At 61.6% G+C, this 15,842-nt stretch carries 15 protein-coding genes and 1 pseudogene; 5 read left to right on the top strand and 11 right to left on the bottom strand.

Annotated elements, in window-relative coordinates:
• Positions 1 to 10: 10 nt before the first annotated feature.
• The 10 genes and pseudogenes from MSIL_RS13720 to MSIL_RS13680 form a co-directional block, all read right to left on the bottom strand.
• A complete protein-coding gene (locus tag MSIL_RS13720) occupies positions 11 to 1,603 on the bottom strand; it encodes a type II and III secretion system protein family protein (RefSeq protein ID WP_012591686.1) in 1,593 nt (530 codons plus the stop codon).
• 482 nt (positions 1,604 to 2,085) lie between these two features.
• Positions 2,086 to 3,048, bottom strand: coding sequence for a type II secretion system F family protein (locus tag MSIL_RS13715; protein ID WP_012591685.1), 963 nt, complete (start codon positions 3,046 to 3,048; stop codon positions 2,086 to 2,088).
• A 19-nt stretch (positions 3,049 to 3,067) separates the two neighbouring features.
• On the bottom strand, positions 3,068 to 3,886 hold the full coding sequence (locus MSIL_RS13710; RefSeq protein ID WP_244406136.1) for a type II secretion system F family protein: 819 nt from the start codon (positions 3,884 to 3,886) through the stop codon (positions 3,068 to 3,070).
• 145 nt (positions 3,887 to 4,031) lie between these two features.
• Positions 4,032 to 5,267: a TadA family conjugal transfer-associated ATPase gene (locus MSIL_RS13705; RefSeq protein ID WP_244406135.1), complete on the bottom strand. Its 1,236-nt coding sequence runs from the start codon at positions 5,265 to 5,267 to the stop codon at positions 4,032 to 4,034.
• Between the two features lie 155 nt (positions 5,268 to 5,422).
• Positions 5,423 to 6,331 (bottom strand): CpaE/TadZ family protein, encoded by a 909-nt coding sequence (locus MSIL_RS13700; RefSeq protein ID WP_244406134.1) that lies wholly within the window; start codon positions 6,329 to 6,331, stop codon positions 5,423 to 5,425.
• 273 nt (positions 6,332 to 6,604) lie between these two features.
• On the bottom strand, positions 6,605 to 7,621 hold the full coding sequence (cpaB, locus tag MSIL_RS13695) for a Flp pilus assembly protein CpaB (protein WP_012591681.1): 1,017 nt from the start codon (positions 7,619 to 7,621) through the stop codon (positions 6,605 to 6,607).
• The gene (locus MSIL_RS13690) at positions 7,621 to 8,160 is read right to left on the bottom strand and encodes an A24 family peptidase (protein ID WP_012591680.1); all 540 of its coding nucleotides are present in this window, start codon (positions 8,158 to 8,160) and stop codon (positions 7,621 to 7,623) included. Before MSIL_RS13690 ends, cpaB begins: the two co-directional genes overlap by 1 nt.
• Positions 8,161 to 8,258: 98 nt before the next feature.
• Positions 8,259 to 8,387 (bottom strand): annotated as a pseudogene (locus MSIL_RS20825) (Flp family type IVb pilin); the annotation flags it as partial.
• 124 nt (positions 8,388 to 8,511) lie between these two features.
• Positions 8,512 to 9,195 carry a methyltransferase family protein gene (locus tag MSIL_RS13685; RefSeq protein WP_012591679.1) on the bottom strand — a complete coding sequence of 228 codons (684 nt, stop codon included), beginning with the start codon at positions 9,193 to 9,195 and terminating at the stop codon, positions 8,512 to 8,514.
• Positions 9,196 to 9,345: 150 nt separating this feature from the next.
• Positions 9,346 to 9,531 carry a Flp family type IVb pilin gene (locus MSIL_RS13680; protein WP_012591678.1) on the bottom strand — a complete coding sequence of 62 codons (186 nt, stop codon included), beginning with the start codon at positions 9,529 to 9,531 and terminating at the stop codon, positions 9,346 to 9,348.
• 168 nt (positions 9,532 to 9,699) lie between these two features.
• Here MSIL_RS13680 and MSIL_RS13675 point away from each other — a divergent pair, with 168 nt between their 5' ends.
• Positions 9,700 to 10,224: a TadE/TadG family type IV pilus assembly protein gene (locus MSIL_RS13675; RefSeq protein WP_012591677.1), complete on the top strand. Its 525-nt coding sequence runs from the start codon at positions 9,700 to 9,702 to the stop codon at positions 10,222 to 10,224.
• 3 nt (positions 10,225 to 10,227) lie between these two features.
• The gene (locus tag MSIL_RS13670) at positions 10,228 to 10,641 is read left to right on the top strand and encodes a TadE/TadG family type IV pilus assembly protein (protein WP_012591676.1); all 414 of its coding nucleotides are present in this window, start codon (positions 10,228 to 10,230) and stop codon (positions 10,639 to 10,641) included.
• 32 nt (positions 10,642 to 10,673) lie between these two features.
• Here the strand turns inward: MSIL_RS13670 and MSIL_RS13665 are convergent, their stop codons facing one another.
• On the bottom strand, positions 10,674 to 11,942 hold the full coding sequence (locus MSIL_RS13665) for a pilus assembly protein TadG-related protein (RefSeq protein ID WP_041368051.1): 1,269 nt from the start codon (positions 11,940 to 11,942) through the stop codon (positions 10,674 to 10,676).
• A gap of 709 nt (positions 11,943 to 12,651) precedes the next feature.
• On the opposite strand from MSIL_RS13665, the gene MSIL_RS13655 reads away from it, so the two are divergent.
• The 3 genes from MSIL_RS13655 (at position 12,652) to MSIL_RS13645 (ending at position 15,755) form a co-directional block, all read left to right on the top strand.
• Positions 12,652 to 14,652 carry a PAS domain-containing sensor histidine kinase gene (locus MSIL_RS13655; RefSeq protein ID WP_012591674.1) on the top strand — a complete coding sequence of 667 codons (2,001 nt, stop codon included), beginning with the start codon at positions 12,652 to 12,654 and terminating at the stop codon, positions 14,650 to 14,652.
• Positions 14,649 to 15,317, top strand: a complete 669-nt coding sequence (locus MSIL_RS13650) for a response regulator transcription factor (protein WP_012591673.1) — start codon at positions 14,649 to 14,651, stop codon at positions 15,315 to 15,317. Before MSIL_RS13655 ends, MSIL_RS13650 begins: the two co-directional genes overlap by 4 nt.
• Positions 15,318 to 15,389: 72 nt before the next feature.
• On the top strand, positions 15,390 to 15,755 hold the full coding sequence (locus MSIL_RS13645) for a response regulator transcription factor (RefSeq protein ID WP_012591672.1): 366 nt from the start codon (positions 15,390 to 15,392) through the stop codon (positions 15,753 to 15,755).
• Positions 15,756 to 15,842 lie beyond the last annotated feature (87 nt).

Here is a 15,842-nt window from a genome sequence, read left to right as displayed (position 1 = left end):
GCGGGCTCCATTACCTCGGTTCAAGGGGCATTATATCGCCGTAAGGACCTGTCAATCCTCCACCCGACGTTACATAGTCGGTATATTGCTTGCGAACTTCCGGACGCCCCATCACGAAAAAGTCGACATCATTGGCTGGCAGGGTTTTGTCAAAGGGCGTCGCGACCACCTGCCCCGGCGCCGCCGGCGCGACGAGATGAGGCGTGACGATCACCACGAGATCGGTCTCATTCTGTTGGTAGGACTTGCTGCTGAACAAGGCGCCGAGAACCGGCACCGAACCGAGCCACGGAATTTGGTTCACATCATGCGTGCTGTCCGATTGGAGAAGACCCGCGATGGCGAAGCTCTGCCCATCGCGGAGTTCGATGGTGGTGCGCGCTTCCCGCTTGGTAATCGACGGGATCGCGAAGCCAGCGGTCACCACGACATTCTTGTAATCCAATTCGCTGACGGAAGGATTCAGGCGCAGATTGATGATTCCATTGGCGAGAACGGTCGGAATGAAGGTCAACTGCACGCCGTAGGGATAGTATTGCGTGGTGATTACGGGGGTGGTTCCGGAGGAGGACTGCACAGACGGCACGGGATATTCGCCGCCCGCGAGAAAGCTGGCCGTGTCGCCGGAAAGCGCGATGAGGTCCGGCTCCGCGAGCCGGCGCGCCTGTCCTTTTTTTTCCAAGGCTGAGATAAGAAGGTCGACGTTGCCGCCGGCGAGTTTGATCAGGCCAACGCCGAATGGCAAGGAGCCCGTGGACGCCAGCCCTCCCGGAACGAGGGTCGCTAACGTCTGGAACAGAGGAATTCCGCCGGGCGTCGGGGTCAGGCTTTGGCCAACTTGACTGGCGATGCCGTTTCCGGTGTTGACGCCGGCGGTTTGAGTCTTATTTGCCGCGCCGAACCAGTTCACCCCAATGTCGCGCTCCGCTATGCGATTCACTTCCACGAATCGGACTCTCAGCAACACCTGTTGCGCGGCGGCGACGCTCATGGCGTTGATGACGAATTTGCCGGGATCGTCCGGCGGCTTTCCATCGGCGGTCGTGACCATTGATTTGGCGATTGACACGGCCCGGTCCGCATCCACGGCGTTTCTCGCTTCGCCGCTCAATACGATCTGGTCGTTGTTGCTGGAGACCCGGATGCCGCGGCTATCCGTGCCGGACCGAACTTTCGCCGCGATGTTCTGGATATCGAGCGTCACTTCGAGGTCGATTACGCCGATCAGCTTCTTGTCCTTGTCGAAAATCGACACGTTCGTGGTTCCGACTCGCTTTCCCTGAATGTAAATCACGCGATCGGACATGGGCAGGACGTCAGCGATATCAGCAGAACCGACCACAGCCGACGAAAACGGCGTCTCCATCCGGAAGGTGCGGGACTTGTAGCGCGTCACCGCAACGCGGCGCACTTGCGCGGGCTCGTATTGAATCGTGCTCCCCGCCTGCGACTTCGCTGGCTGAGTTTCGGCCAACCCCATGGCGGTCGCTAAAATAGCCGCGGCGAACGCCGCCGTAATTTGCGCGCGCGGCAGTCGTAGATCCGCCGTCGACGCAGCCTGCCAGCGCGCGGCGTGGTTGACGTCCTTCGGTCCGTTCAACATGCGCCGCTGCCTTCCGGTCTCTTCAGACCACTGACCCAAGATGGATTGCGCGACAAAATGTGGGTTGAAGAAACGACGCGCTCTCGTTGACGCGTCGCCAATAGGAAAGATCAGCCCGCTCGAGCGAAGCCGCCGGCAAATTTACTATTCGGCGCTGGATCGAAAGCGCCCCGATAGTGTCGGCCGAACAATTTCGTCGGCCTGAACCACGAACTTAGCCATTCATGTAGGAGAGCAGACTTGAATACTTCGTATTTCGTAGTGGCGAAAACGGCAAGTCAATAAAAGACAGAAGAAAGTTAAACTCTGGTAAAATTATGGCGGTTTCTTGTGGAAGTCGGCTTGAGCTTCACGGCACTGCGTTGATAACGGGCTGAGTTGAGCGCCTCCGGCCGCGCCTTAAACGAGGACGCGCGAGATAAGCTGTCAGTGAGCGACGCAACACGTTCGAATTTCGGAACCGAAAGCGAATCTCATGCAATCTAATGCGCTCCGCTTCGGAACATGTCGATCAATCGCAGGGCCGCTGGCCCGCCTACGATCAAAAAAAGCGTCGGCATAATGAAAAGCATGACAGGAATGGTCATGAGCGCTGGCAGGCGGTTAGCGCGTTCTTCCAACAGGGTCATTTGGTCGTTGCGCATTTCCGTCGCGCCGACGCGTAGCGACTGGGCGAGCGGCGTGCCGTAGCGCATGCTCTGTGAAATCATGCTGACCATGGATTTGACGGTGGGGACGTTCACGCGATCTGCGAGATTGGCGAGCGCTTGTTCGCGGCTTGGCAGAATATTGATTTCAGCCCACGTCAACGTAAGCTCGTCGGCCAGCGCCGGCTGAGAGTTCTTGAGCTCTTGGGCGACCCGCTGAAGCGCATCTTCGAGCGAGAGGCCGGCCTCCACGCACACAACCAGCAACTCGAGCGCGTCGGGAAGCCCCGCCGCCGCGGCTTTGGTCCGACGCCGCACGCCAAAAGCAATGAAGATGGCGGGCAGTATCCAGCCAACTGCCGTAGCCGCGAGCCCGGCCATGAGCGGCGTCAAAAATGAACCGGCCACGATCGAAAGGCGCCCGACAAATATCAGGGTCAGCGCGCCGAAGCTTGCGGCAATACCCAACCGGGCGATCGTGAAATACAGAAGGGCTTGGTCGGCTGGCGCCTGAAGTTTGGAAAAGAGCCATACGACCTGTCGCCGCTCCGCCGGCGACAGGCTCAGTGCGAGGAGAGGCGGCGCCCGCGCCGCTGTCAGATGCGCCTCCGGTTCGTCGCTGCTCGGCGCTGCGATAGCGGATGATTGAAGCCTGTCCACACGCTGCGCCACCAGATCGGCGCGCGTTCGGCGGCCCGAACCGATCAGCGCCGCGCCGCCGATAACAAGCGCAAGCATGCCCAATGGAGCCATCAGGTCTTGAACCGTAGCAAATCGCCAAATCAGGGACTCCGACATGGATTTCCTCAGATCGTTTTCATGCGGCCGTCACGCCGCGCATGATCATTCGCATTGAAAGATATGCCAGGAACAGCAAGCCGCCCGCGGCCATGAGGATCACAGGGCCGCGCGGATCCGTCCACAAGGGCGCCAAATAGCCGGGCTGCAAGACAAATAGCGCTCCCGAAGTCAGAACCGGTATTCCGCCAAGCGCGTAGGCCGTGATGCGAATTTCTCCGGTCGCGGCCTTTGCCTTGAGGCGCAACGCCCGGCGCTTCCTGACGATTTGGGAAAGCGCCTCCAGCGTCGCCATAAGGTTGCCGCCGGTCGAATATTGCAACGCGACGGCCACCGCGAAAAAACGGAAATCCGCCAGCCCAATTTGCTTGCTGCTGGCGTCCAGCGTCTGTTCGATTGGAACGCCGATCTTCAACTCGTCGGCAATCATTGCGAAGACCGTGCTGATGGGCGCCCCCGCCTCCGAGGCGATGGTCCGCACGGCCGCCGTAATCGGCAGGCCCGCTCGGATCATCCGCGCGACGGTGTCGACCGCGTCGGGAAACAGATCCATGAATTGGCGCTCGGTCTTCCGCTGCCTGCGTACCAGAACGAGACGCGGCCCAAAATAGGACGCGAAAATGCTGATGCCCACTGCAGGCAATTGCGAAAAGCCCAATACATTGTGAAACAGCACCCACGCGCCGCCGGCCAAGACGAGAGCCAACAAGACCAGCGTGAGCGAGCTGGCTTGCATTGCCCAGGTGCGTTCGATTCCGAGTGTGAATATGCGTCGAACCTGCGCGTCGAATTTCTTGGTTTGCGCCTTCACCAATTCGGCGAGCGTGTCGGCCTCCAATTGCCTGTTTTCGTCGGCGGCGACGAGATTTAAACGCCGGGACATTTGCGCGGCTGCGTTTCGGCTCAAAACAAGGGCGACGGCGATCGCCATGGCGCCGAAAAGAAGCGTGGTGATCGCCAACGCGCCAAAAAGCGACATGCGTCTATTCCTCGAATGTTTTTTCGTTGACGCCGAGCGTCTCCAGAAACGCCGCACCCAACCCGAAATATTCGAGGCGCGGAAGAAACCGCGGCCGGCACGGCGTCGCTTCGAAGAATCCTTTGAGGCTGCCGTCCGGGTTTTCGCCCTGGAATTGGTACTTGAACAAGGTGCCGAGCGTAATCACATCCCCTTCGAGGCCGACAACCTCCACGACCTCGGTGACCCGGCGCACGCCGTCCCGCATACGCTCGGTTTGCACCACGAGGTCGATCGCGCTCGAGATCTGAGCTCTAATCGCTCTTATCGGCAAGTTGCCGACGCCCATCAAGATCATGTTCTCGATCCGCGCCAATGCGTCCCGCGCCGTGTTCGAATGGACCGTCGACATGGAGCCATTATGGCCCGTGTTCATTGCCTGCATCATATCAAATGCTTCCGAACCACGCACCTCGCCCATGATGATGCGATCCGGCCGCATCCGGAGAGCGTTGCGCATGAGGTCGCGCTGGCTGATTTCGCCGCGCCCTTCGATGTTCTGCGGCCGCGTCTCCAATTGAACAACATGGGCCTGCTGGAGCTGAAGTTCAGCCGCGTCCTCTATGGTGATGATGCGCTCGCCCTGGTCGATCATGCGCGAAAGAGAATTGAGCATGGTCGTTTTGCCCGAGCCGGTGCCGCCGGAGACGATGATATTCAGGCGGCAGCGCGCCGCGATCTCAAGCGCCCGGGCAAGGTCCGGCGACACCGTGCCGCTTGCGATGAAACTATTGAAGTCCAACGTTGTCTTCGAGAACTTTCGGATCGATACGCAAGGACCCTTGAGGCTGAGCGGCGGGATAATGACGTTGACGCGGCTTCCATCCTGTAATCTGGCGTCCAGCATGGGGCTGGATTCATCGATACGTCGTCCGATCGAGGATGCGATGCGCTGGGCGACGTGCAGGACATGAGCGTCGCTTCGGAACTGCAGTTTTGTCAGCTCAAGCTTCCCGCGCCGCTCTACATAGATCATGCGCGGTCCGTTGATGAGGATATCGGCTACGGTCCGGTCGCGCAGAAGCGGCTCGATTGGGCCGAGCCCGACCATTTCGTCAACGATGCTCGTCGCGAGCGTGTGCTGCTCATCATGGTTCAGAAGAAATTTTCGTTCATTCGCGATCTCGGCGACCAGCTGGTTGACGAAGATCGCCAGCTCCTGTTTGCTGATCCGCACCGCGACCAGGGGCTCGATACGCATAAAGATCTGGTCTCGGATGAGCTCCTTCGCCTCGGCTATACTGGATCTCGCGGCGATTGTAGCGCCGTTTCCGCTCGCCAATTCCGTCGAGGCCGCCTGCTCCGGGTTCAAGGCCGGCGAGTCACTTGTATTTTTTCGGCCAAAGCTGCCCATGTTCAACCAAAGATCCGGCTAAGCATCGAACGCGGCGCCTCTTCGGGCTCTCCCATCAGGTCGCGCAGCAGCCGCACAATGCCCTGGTTCAGCGACGCGCATTTCTGCGTCGCCGTTATTCCGCGATTTGAAGCGACCGCAATTTCGCGATCATAGGGAATGATGATGTCGGGGCTCTGCCCGGCCGCGCGAAGAAATTCCGCTTTCGGCAGGCTACCCGGTGCGCCGCTCATGTTGAGGATATGCAATGTCCTGCGCTCGGGCGTGTTCGCTCCGATCCGCGCGCGCCAACGGGCGACTTCGCGCGCCGACGCCAGACTGCCGTTGCTGACAAGCAGACAGGTGCTTGGCTGGTGCAGCACCCGTATTATCCCTATCGCCGCCCTAACCGGCAGGTCGACGAAGACAAAGCGATATCGCTGCTGCAACTTGCCTAACAGCGACAGAACAGCGCTCTCGTCGATCGTAAAGGGTTCGCCGAGGGATTCCAGCGAAGCCAGCAAATCCAGGCGCTCGGCGGCATGGATCCGTCCGCGTTCGATGAAGAGTTTGTCGACGCGCTCGGGTTTCGCGAACGCCTCGCGAAGCGCGTGGCTGGGAGAGACGTCAAGCTGCAGCGCCGCGTCTCCGCTGTAAAGGTCGAGGTCGGCCAGCATAACCCAGCGCTGCCGGACTTCGGCCAAGTACCACGCCGCATTGGTCGCGATCGTCGTGGCCCCGACGCCGCCGCGCAGGCCCACCACGAATATGAGCTTGGCCGCGCGCGGGGTCGACTGCTTGTTGTTCCCGGTCAAAACATTGTTGCAAGTCCGTTTAACAACATCGCGCACCAACGGCTTAAAGAAATATTCAACGACCCCCGCGTTCTTCAGGTTGCGATAGAGGATAATATCGTTGCGATCGCCAATCACGATGACGCCGACATCGGGTTCGCATCGTTCGGCAAGCTCGTCGATGCGTGAGACCGGATCAGCGACGCCGCTGACGTCGACAATCAGCAGCTTCGGGCTCGTCTGCGTCGCGAGCGCCGCGGCGGCGGTTTCTATGTTGCCTGTTACGAACTCGGCGTCGCTGACGCCGAGATCATTGAGGGATTGGCGGATGACGCCCTCGGAATCATGATCGGACACGAAGATCTTCGCATTTGGCGTCCCTGAACGAGTTGAGGTCATGATGCGAGATCCCTACTCATTGTGCGCCTCCCTGGGCGGCGCCTCGGACGGCGACTGCGGAATTCCACCGGGCGCAGCAGCGGGCGGATGATAGCGTGACAGCGCGGGCGGAGGGCGCCGGACTGAACATTCGAGCGGGCCGGCCGCAGATTTTTCGCAAGGCAATGGCGCGGGCGGGGGCTGCGGCGGCTCGGTCCTTGCCAAGGGCGGCGGCGCCGCCGCAAATCGCTTGAGAGCGGGCGAGACGTCGGACGCCCAAAGCGGTTTTGCAATATGTTGGTCTTCAATCTTGACGTCGCCGGAGCCCACGAGCGGCCGCACAGCGAGCTGAAACTTGCCGAGCTGCGCGGCGACGAGAAGCGTCTCGGCTTGACGCTCAAACATTTCGAGCGTGACCGTCTTCGGGATATGCGATTCGGCGCCAAGCGCCGTGTGCTCGGCGACGGTGCTCGTCTGCGCGTCGAGCGATTGATCAACGGCGATGACTCGGACATTCCAAAGGACGGTCTCGCTGACCGTCCTGCGGCCGATATCGATTTTATCGCCGAAGTCCTGCGTTAAGATCACGTCGACGTAGTCTCCTGGCAAGACCAGGCCTGCGGCGCTCTGCGCCGCATCGACGGAGACGGACAGGGCGCGGCGTCCGGGCTTGAGCACGGCGGCCAGAAATCGCCGATCATTGGGTTTGACCAGGTCGCTGGCGATCAGCCCTTCGCCAGCAGCGAAATCGCGCCGGGTAATGGCGCCGAAGAATTCCGTCTCCGCCACCTGGCCCCGCAAGAGATTTCCGGCTTGAACCCCTGCGGCTCCGACGTTTTTCCAGCCGATGTCATCGCTTCGCAGCAACTCGCCGGCGGGAATGGCGCGCGTCGCCGACAAGATCGCCTGTTCGCTTGCGGCCGGGGCGGCGGCCGGGCTTGCGACTTCGATCTCCCGATTTCTCAGCTGGCCCACCCACGCGATGCAGAGCCCGACGCCTGCAATGACGAAGACGGCGCCTAAGACGATCAAGAGTTTGCGGAACAGCATTAAATGAACTCTCTTGCCATGTAACCAGTTACGCCGCCCAGGATGGCCAGCGCATATGGCAACGAATCGCCTGCGGCGATCCGGGCGTGCTCCGCCTTTACCAGTCGGGCAAAACCGCTCATCGGCGGAACAAAGTCTGCCTCGCCAGCCTGCGACAGCTTTGTTCTTCTGAACCCATAATGCGCCGCGAGATAGATGCAGCTCAGAACGCCGCCAGCCAACGCGATCCCGATCAGGAGCACGGGCGCCTGATTGGGCGGGACGAGCAGCGTCACGGCGCTGATCAGTTTTACGTCGCCCCCGCCAATCAGATTCCAATGGGCGAGGACGCCTAACCCCAATAACGTTCCGGCGGCAACCAGCAGACTCACCCAAGCAAGCCCGGGTCTCAACGCCACGCATTGCGCGACGCCAATCACGGCGATGACGACAACATATTCGTTCGGAATGATCCGGTCCTTCACATCCCTTATCGCGCTAGCGACAAGAACGATAAGCGCTGCGGTCCAAGGGATTGCGTAGATGAAGGGAAGGTTCATAAACTGTCTTGCCGCGATTTTCTTGGCATCTCACAGGCGGTCTGATCGATTGCTGTTTCGCCTTCCGAACCCTGGCGACAGGGTTGACGCTCAAACGACTAAGGGGCGACCACCTTCCCCGCGACATAGGCGAAGACGGCGCTTAGCTTCGTTCCAACAAGCGTCACTGCCGCTATGATAGCGAGCGCGATCAAAGCGGCGATGAGGCCATATTCGATCGCGGTGACGCCAGACCTGGAGTCGAGCCTAAAATAGCGAGCTACGCTTGATGCTAAGTTGCGCGTTTGATCCCCCTTTTTTTATTGGCTGGAGAAACGATCGCCGCCTCGTGCAACGGCATCGCGGACGGCGTCACCACACGCCGGGAATAAGGCGCGGCGTGCGCCGCGCGTATGCGGTATATTCCGGAAAGGCCTTCAGCAGGACCTTCTCCTCGATCTGCATGCGCCGAATCTGCACGGCGACATGGGCCGCCAGGAGCGGCAGCGCGGCGAACCAGGCATATTGCAACAGAATGCCGGCGATCGCGGCCTCCTCCACCAAATAAAGCGGATGCCGGACGATGGCGTAGGGGCCGTTGGTGACAAGCTTCCGCGCCTGGGGCGTAAGGCTGAACGACCGGCCCAGGAACAGGAGCGTGTAAATCATCAGCGATTCGCTGAAAATGAGAATCGCCGCTGACGCCACATTTAACGACGGTAGCTCGTGGCCGCGCGGAAGCAGAGGAATCAGCCACGCGCCATAACTGCCGGCCAGCGCCAGCAGCGCGGGTCCGAGCCCGTTGGCGCGGCTGACCGGATCGGGCCGCACCAACATGATACAGCAGATGATCGCGTAGAAGAGGACGATGCACCCCTCCGAAATCAAAGCCGCCCAGGCGCCCTCGCTCGGCCGGCCGCTCGCGATGTCCCCAATCAACCTGGCGACGCCGGTAAAGGACGCCGCGCCCAAAACCAGGAACCAGGCGACGACGCAAAGGCGGATGAACAGCGCGGACGCGCGTCCAGATGTTAGCTCCGCTCGCACAGTGTTCATGGGGCGCCAAGCCGACAAAGGTTCGGACGACGTCATCGGCCGGGTTCTCCATGAACAGCCTCGCCTAAATTGCCAAACGCTGATTGTGAACGCTCAAACCTGATCGCTGCGGAACAAATTTGCGCGTCGCTCGGCGCGCGCCGACCAGACCTACGGGGCGACCACCTTGCCCGCGACATAGGTGAACAAACCGGACAGGTTGGTGCCGACCAGCGTCACGGCGACAATGATCGCGATGGCGATCAAGGAGGCGATGAGCCCATATTCGATTGCGGTGACGCCCTGTTCCGAGTCGATAGAAAGCCAGCTAACAATATTGTTGTAAAATCCGCGCATCGGGATCCCCTTCGCTATTTCAAACATTCCGACGAGCGGACGCTCCAACCCGGCGCTGCTTAATCACATTATGACACTAATAAGTGCGAGTTATCTTTAAATATTAATTGGCATATTATTTAACAAGAGCCTAGAATTATTTATCTTTTGCTGAGCTTAAGCACTCCAATGGTAGTAGTTCCAAAACGAATACATTTTCATATCTATCGTACACGCCATGGTTGCGCACGCGCGTTTCAGGTCATCCCTCGAAATCAATTTTGGCGCCGGAGCGAAGCGGGCACGGCGGCCCTGGAATTCGCGCTGGCGACTCCGCTTTTGCTCATTCTGGTCGCGGGAGTCACAGAGATCGGTTTCGCCATTTATCAGGGGATGCAGGTGAGCGCCGCCGTCGAAGCAGGCATGATGTATGCGGCCAAGAACGGATGGAGCTCCTCCGGTATCGCTAGCGCTGTGGTGAGCGCCAGCGGAGCAACCGGCCTGACCGCGACGCCCGCGCCATCGCAATTCTGCGGCTGTCCAGCAGCCACTGGCATCACGGCGACGACCTGCACGTCAACATGCGCCAACGGCTATGCGCCGGGACAATATATTCAGATCAACGCGGCGCTTGCGCATCAAACCATTCTGCCCAATTTGGGGCTGCCGCTGCCGGCGACGTTAACCGCCACGTCGCTGTTCAGACAGAACTGAGCGATGACGTTCCTGAAATCGAAAGACGCCTCTGCGTCTCAAGGCTCCGCAGCCATCGAATTCGGCTTGATCTTGCCGGTGCTCCTCCTGTTCCTGATCGGAATCATGGATATGGGGCGATTGCTCTGGGCCAATACGACGCTCAGCTGGGCGACAGAGACCGCCGCGCGTTGCGCTGCGATCAACACCACGCTCTGCGGCTCCGCGAGCCAGATTCAGAGCTATGCGGTCACACAGGCATGGGGCGTCACGCTCCTGCCGGCGGCGTTCACCGTGACATATCCTTCATGCGGCGTGCAGGTGGCCGCGACTTATACCTTCCAATTTATAATCCCTTGGCTCGGAACCGCCACGCCGTTCGGAAGCGCCAATACGGCCACGCTGAGCGCGACAGCTTGCGATTTGCTTCAACACTAGCCGTTTCCTGGATGAGGCGCCGCGACGATTCCTCACTCGACCAGAGCGTTGTTTGCTGCGCCAATCCCGACGACCCCAGTGGGACAATTGTTCTGAAATTTCGACCCGCCGGTAAGTGTGATCGTCGAGGCTACAAGCTGCGTGCAGGCTGAAGCGTTGCTTGAGCCGTTCTCAAACTGCAGTTTCTGGGACGGAAAATAGACCGCGCCATTCACGGTTAACGCGGTGCCCCCAGCGACAATGTTTGTGTTGCTGCTCGGCGCGTTCCGATCACCGAAAAAGACAATACCCGCCGTTGCGCCGCTCGTCGGCGCGCTGAGATTGACGGTCGCTCCGTTGCTGACGCTGAGCGTGGCGTAGCCGCTCGTCGTCTTGCTGGTCAGAATAATCGTGACATTCGTAGCTGTCAGCGTCTCGCCGCCGGCGACGTTGAAGACGCCTTTGTCGATAAAGTAGACGCCGGGATTCATCGTGGCGGATCCATAATTGAATGAGATCCCATTGCAATAGACGCCCGGACTGATGGTCGCGTTCGATCCTTGAACCTGTGTCGTGGGGCTGCCGGTCGTGCACGAGGAGTTCATCGCAGGCATCGTCACGCCGGCGTAGGGATCGGCCACGTTCGCCTGAGAGGTTTTGAGCGCGCTGGAGGGATTGATCGCAGCGCCATTCGAGAGCGAGGCTCCGCCCACGACGGACACCGATAGCGCATTCAGCTGCGCGCCGCCGGTCAACGATAGCCCCGCCGCGCTCGTCGAGTCGACAGCCAGCCCGCATGCGGTGAGATTGGCCACTGCGCCATTGTTCATACTGAACTGGCCGCCGCTGCCGAGCTGCAATACGCAGGACGAGGTCGTGCCGCGCGTCGCCACGGCGCGCGCGCCAACCGTAAAGAGGCCGCTGACGAACAGGCTGACCATGCTGAGCGTCTGAGGCTGACTGATGATCACCTCGACCGCGGAAGCATTATTCGCCGCGGAGCCGGTCGCCGGCGGATTGTTGACCGTGACGGTTACGCCGGCGGCGCCATCGACGAAGCCGAGGAAACTCGAAATCCCGCGCGCTTCGATCCCGGGGGCGGGGTGGCCGCTTTGAAGCGCCGCGGCGCCGCCAAGCGCAGCCGAGTCCGCAACCGATTGCATCTGAAACTTCTTATACAGCAGGAAAGAGATTTCCGTTCCCAGCGCAATCATTCCGATGATGACAGGGAGCGCGAGTCCGATCATGAGCGCGACGCCGCCGCCCCGGTCATAGCGGAACCTTCGCCCTAACGCGGCAATCCCGAAAAATCGCCGACGCATCCGTTCCCAAAGCCTAGACATGACGCGCTCCGCCAGGCGAAACCGCCATTAAGGCATCTCGTCGATCGATTGTTTGTGCTCGATGTCTGCATACAGACAAATAGGGTCGTCGTCACTTTATGTGGGACGAATTGTCAAGGTTACGTCTTCCACAGAAGAAGACATGCAGAAAAATTAGACTGGCGTTGAGGGAGGCTTTATCTCGAAGCGAATGATCAGCTCAAGATTACCGCGTCACCGATAACGGTTGTCAAGATCGATGCTGAACGCTGGGTTTGGCTGCGGCGCTGGGCCTTCCCGGCTGGCGATGCGCATTCGAACGGCCTCGGCCGTCCACGCCGCTGCCGATCGGCGAAGAATTCTCAATTGCAAAAAGTCGGTCCTCACAGAGATGAGGAGCCGAGCGCGCGGACTCCTTGGACTGTCGTTGTTCCCAGCATCAAAAGGCCTATCCCGCCGGCGTTTCCCTGATCTGCGTTTTGTCGAATCCCGGGCTCGCCCGGAGCCTGCCGCCGCCCGGCGATCGGAAACCAAAGCGCGGGATTGGCGCGCATCTCCTCATCCCCCCGACGGGAAGCGCCGTCTTGTCGAGGCAGGACGGCTGAGGTAAGCAAGCTGATCGTGGGGGGCGCCTGAGCCTGTGGCGCGGAGGTTTGAGCGGCTCCGGGCGAATGGCCGCTTTCCCCTTGAGCAGGGTGCTGAAACGCTCATGTTCGAACCCGCCTCTTCGCCTCAGGAGTTGCGCCCGGAAAGCCGCGACGACAGCCGCGCCGGCGCTGTTTCGCGCCGCCGGGCCGACGCGCCGCTGCCGCGCCGGCAAAAACGCTGGTCGAGTCAGCGTCGCCTGCAAATCCTCGCCGCTGCGGCGGCCGCGGCCCTGATCTTCGCGGCGGATGTTTTGAGCCCGCTCGACGGCGCCGTCGCCGTTCTCTACACGGCTGTTGTGCTGCTTGTCGCCCGGGTCGCCGACCGGCGCTTCGTCCTGGCGGCAGGGGCCGGCTGCTGCGTTCTGGTTCTCGTCGCCTTCGCCTCTTCGCATTGGGGCGAAGCTTTCGATGGCGCCTATGTCCGCCTCGGCGTCAGCCTGACGGCGCTGGCGATCACCACTTTGCTTGCGGTCAGGAGTTGGTCGGCCGAGTCGACGGCGGCCGAGCAGGCGCGCATGCTGGAGCTCACCCACGACACGGTGGTCATCCGCGACGCCGATAATCGCATCCTCTACTGGAACGACGGCGCCGAGCGGCTCTATGGCTGGACCCGTAAGGAGGCGATCGGCAAACTCTGCCATGAGATGCTCGAGACGCATTTTCCGGCCGAGGAGGTCGCGGACAGCTTCGCCGCCGAGGGCCGCTGGTCCGGCGAACTCATGCGACGCAGGCGCGATGGAACGCGGATCGCGCTCGCCAGCCGCTGGCTCGCGCGCTACGATTCGGACGGCCGCCCCGCCGGGATCATCGAGACGAGCGCCGATCTGACGGCGGAGCGCCAAGCCGAGGCCGAGCGGCGCCGCAGCGAGGAGCGCTATGGCGCCATTTTCCGCGCCGCCGGCTTCGCCATATGGGAGGCGGATTGGTCCGGGCGGCTCGCAGCCATCGAGGATCTGCAGAAAGCCGGCGTCAGCGACATCGGCGCCTATCTCGACTCGCATCGCGCGATTCTGCGCCAGATGGCGGCGGCCGCAGAGATCACGGAAGCCAATGCGGAGGCGGTGAAGCTTTTCGAGGCGCCCGGGCGCGAGGCGTTGATCGGACGCAGCATGTCGCTTTTTTCAACCGCGGCGGCGGAGAAGACGCTCGCCCAATTGCTGGCGCAGCTCTCCAATGGCGCGGCGATCGCCGAGGCGGAGACGCAGTTTTGCACATTGCGGGGAAAAACCATCGACGTTCTGCTGCGCGTCTGCGTCGTCACGCCGGAGGATGGCTGGAGGCGCATGATCGTCACCGCCATCGACCTCACCGAACGCAACTTGACGCAGGCGCGGCTCGACCAGATGCTGGCCGAACTCGCCCACGCTGCGCGGGTGGCGCTGCTTGGCCAGTTCGCGGCCTCGATCGCCCATGAGGTCAACCAGCCGCTGGCGGCGATCACCACCTACGCTCAATCCGGCCGGCGCTGGCTGACGCGCGAGGCCCCGGCCGCGCAGGAGGTCCGCGATTGCCTCGACCATATCGTCGAGAACGGAAGGCGCGCGAGCGAGGTCGTCGCGGGGCTGAAGGCGCTGACGAAAAAAGGCGCCGCGCCCAAAAATCCGCTGCCCCTCGCCGAAGCGATCGAGGAGGCCGTCGCGCTGATGCGGCGCGAACTCGCGACCGGCGCGATCAATCTGCGGCAGAGTTTTGCCGCCGATCTGCCGCCGGTCCTCGGCGATCGCGTGCAGATCCAGCAGGTCGTCATCAATCTGGCGATGAATGGCGCGCAGGCGATGGCGGCGATCGATCCGCGCCGGCGCGATCTTTGCGTCGCGACGCAGCGCGAAGGAGCGGGCTTTGCGCGGATCAGCGTGCGCGACAGCGGCGACGGGATCAAGGAGCAAAACCCCGACGCCGTGTTCGAGCCCTTCTTTACCACCAAGACCAGCGGAACGGGCATGGGGCTGTCGATCTGCCGCTCGATCGTCGAAGCGCATGGCGGCCGCATCTGGGCCGAGAACAATGACGACGGCGGCGCGACGTTTCACTTCACTCTGCCTTTGGAGGAGGCCGCGGCATGATAGACAGCGCCGAAGCGAATGCGCAGGAGCCGGCGATTGTTTGCGTGATCGACGACGAGGCCGAGGTCAGAAGCGCGCTCGGCAGCCTGCTGCGCGCGAGCGGCTATGGCGTGGCGCTGTTCGAGGCGCCGGAAGCGTTTCGCGCCGCGGGCGCGCCGGACGGACCGTCCTGCCTCGTGCTCGACGTTCGGCTAAAGGGGTTGAGCGGGATCGATTTCCAGGCCGAACTCGCGCAGGCTGGCGTCCTGATTCCGGTGATCGTCATGACCGGCTATGGCGATATTCCGATGTCGGTGCAGGCGATGAAGACGGGGGCGATCGACTTCCTGCCAAAGCCTTTCGAGGACGAGGCCATGCTGTCCGCCGTGGCCGCGGCGATCGAGCGCGACCGGCAGCGCCGCGCGAGCGAGGCGAAGGAGGCCGGGCTGCGCGGGGCCTATCAATCGCTGACCGCCCGAGAGCGCGAAGTGATGAGCCTCGTCGTCGCCGGCCTCATGAACAAGCAGGTGGCGGCGCGGCTTGATCTCAGCGAAATCACCGTAAAAATCCACCGCGGCGCCATGATGAAGAAGATGGGCGCGCAATCGCTCGCCGATCTCGTGCGAATGGCCGAGATTTTGAACGTCAGGGACGTCTCGGCGGCGCGTTTTCAAACTTCAGTATAATATGATTGGCCCTGCGCCTTGCCGTAACGTCGCTGAACGCGGGGGCCGCTCCGCTCAACCAGTGGATTTGCGTTGCCGTCTCAAACCATCTCAATCGTCGACGACGACGCCGAGGTCCGCTCCGCGACGGCGAGCCTCTTGCGCTCGATCGGGCTTGACGTTTGCACCTTCGCCTCGGCCGAGGATTTTCTCGCCTCGACCGAACTTCACGAGACCGCCTGCCTCATCGCCGACGTTCACATGCCGGGCATGAGCGGCCTTGAGCTTCAGGGGCGTCTCCTCCCGATGGCGCGCCGCTTTCCGGTCATTTTGATGACGGCGCACCCGACAGACGGCGCGCGCGCCGAGGCGATCGCCAAAGGCGCCGCCGGCTTTTTCGCAAAGCCGTTCGACGCCGACGCCCTCCTCGCCTGCGTCGAAGACAACATGACAAAATAAGGCGAGGCGCCTATCGGCGCTAAGCCTTGCCCCAGCGGGCTGTCGGTGGCCGGAGCGGCTGCGCGGCTTCGCGCCATCGTGATCGTC

Source organism: Methylocella silvestris BL2 (genome assembly GCF_000021745.1).
In the GTDB taxonomy this organism is placed as follows: domain Bacteria; phylum Pseudomonadota; class Alphaproteobacteria; order Rhizobiales; family Beijerinckiaceae; genus Methylocapsa; species Methylocapsa silvestris.
Note: the sequence above shows the minus strand (reverse complement) of the source record. Positions and strands in the feature narration are given on the sequence as shown.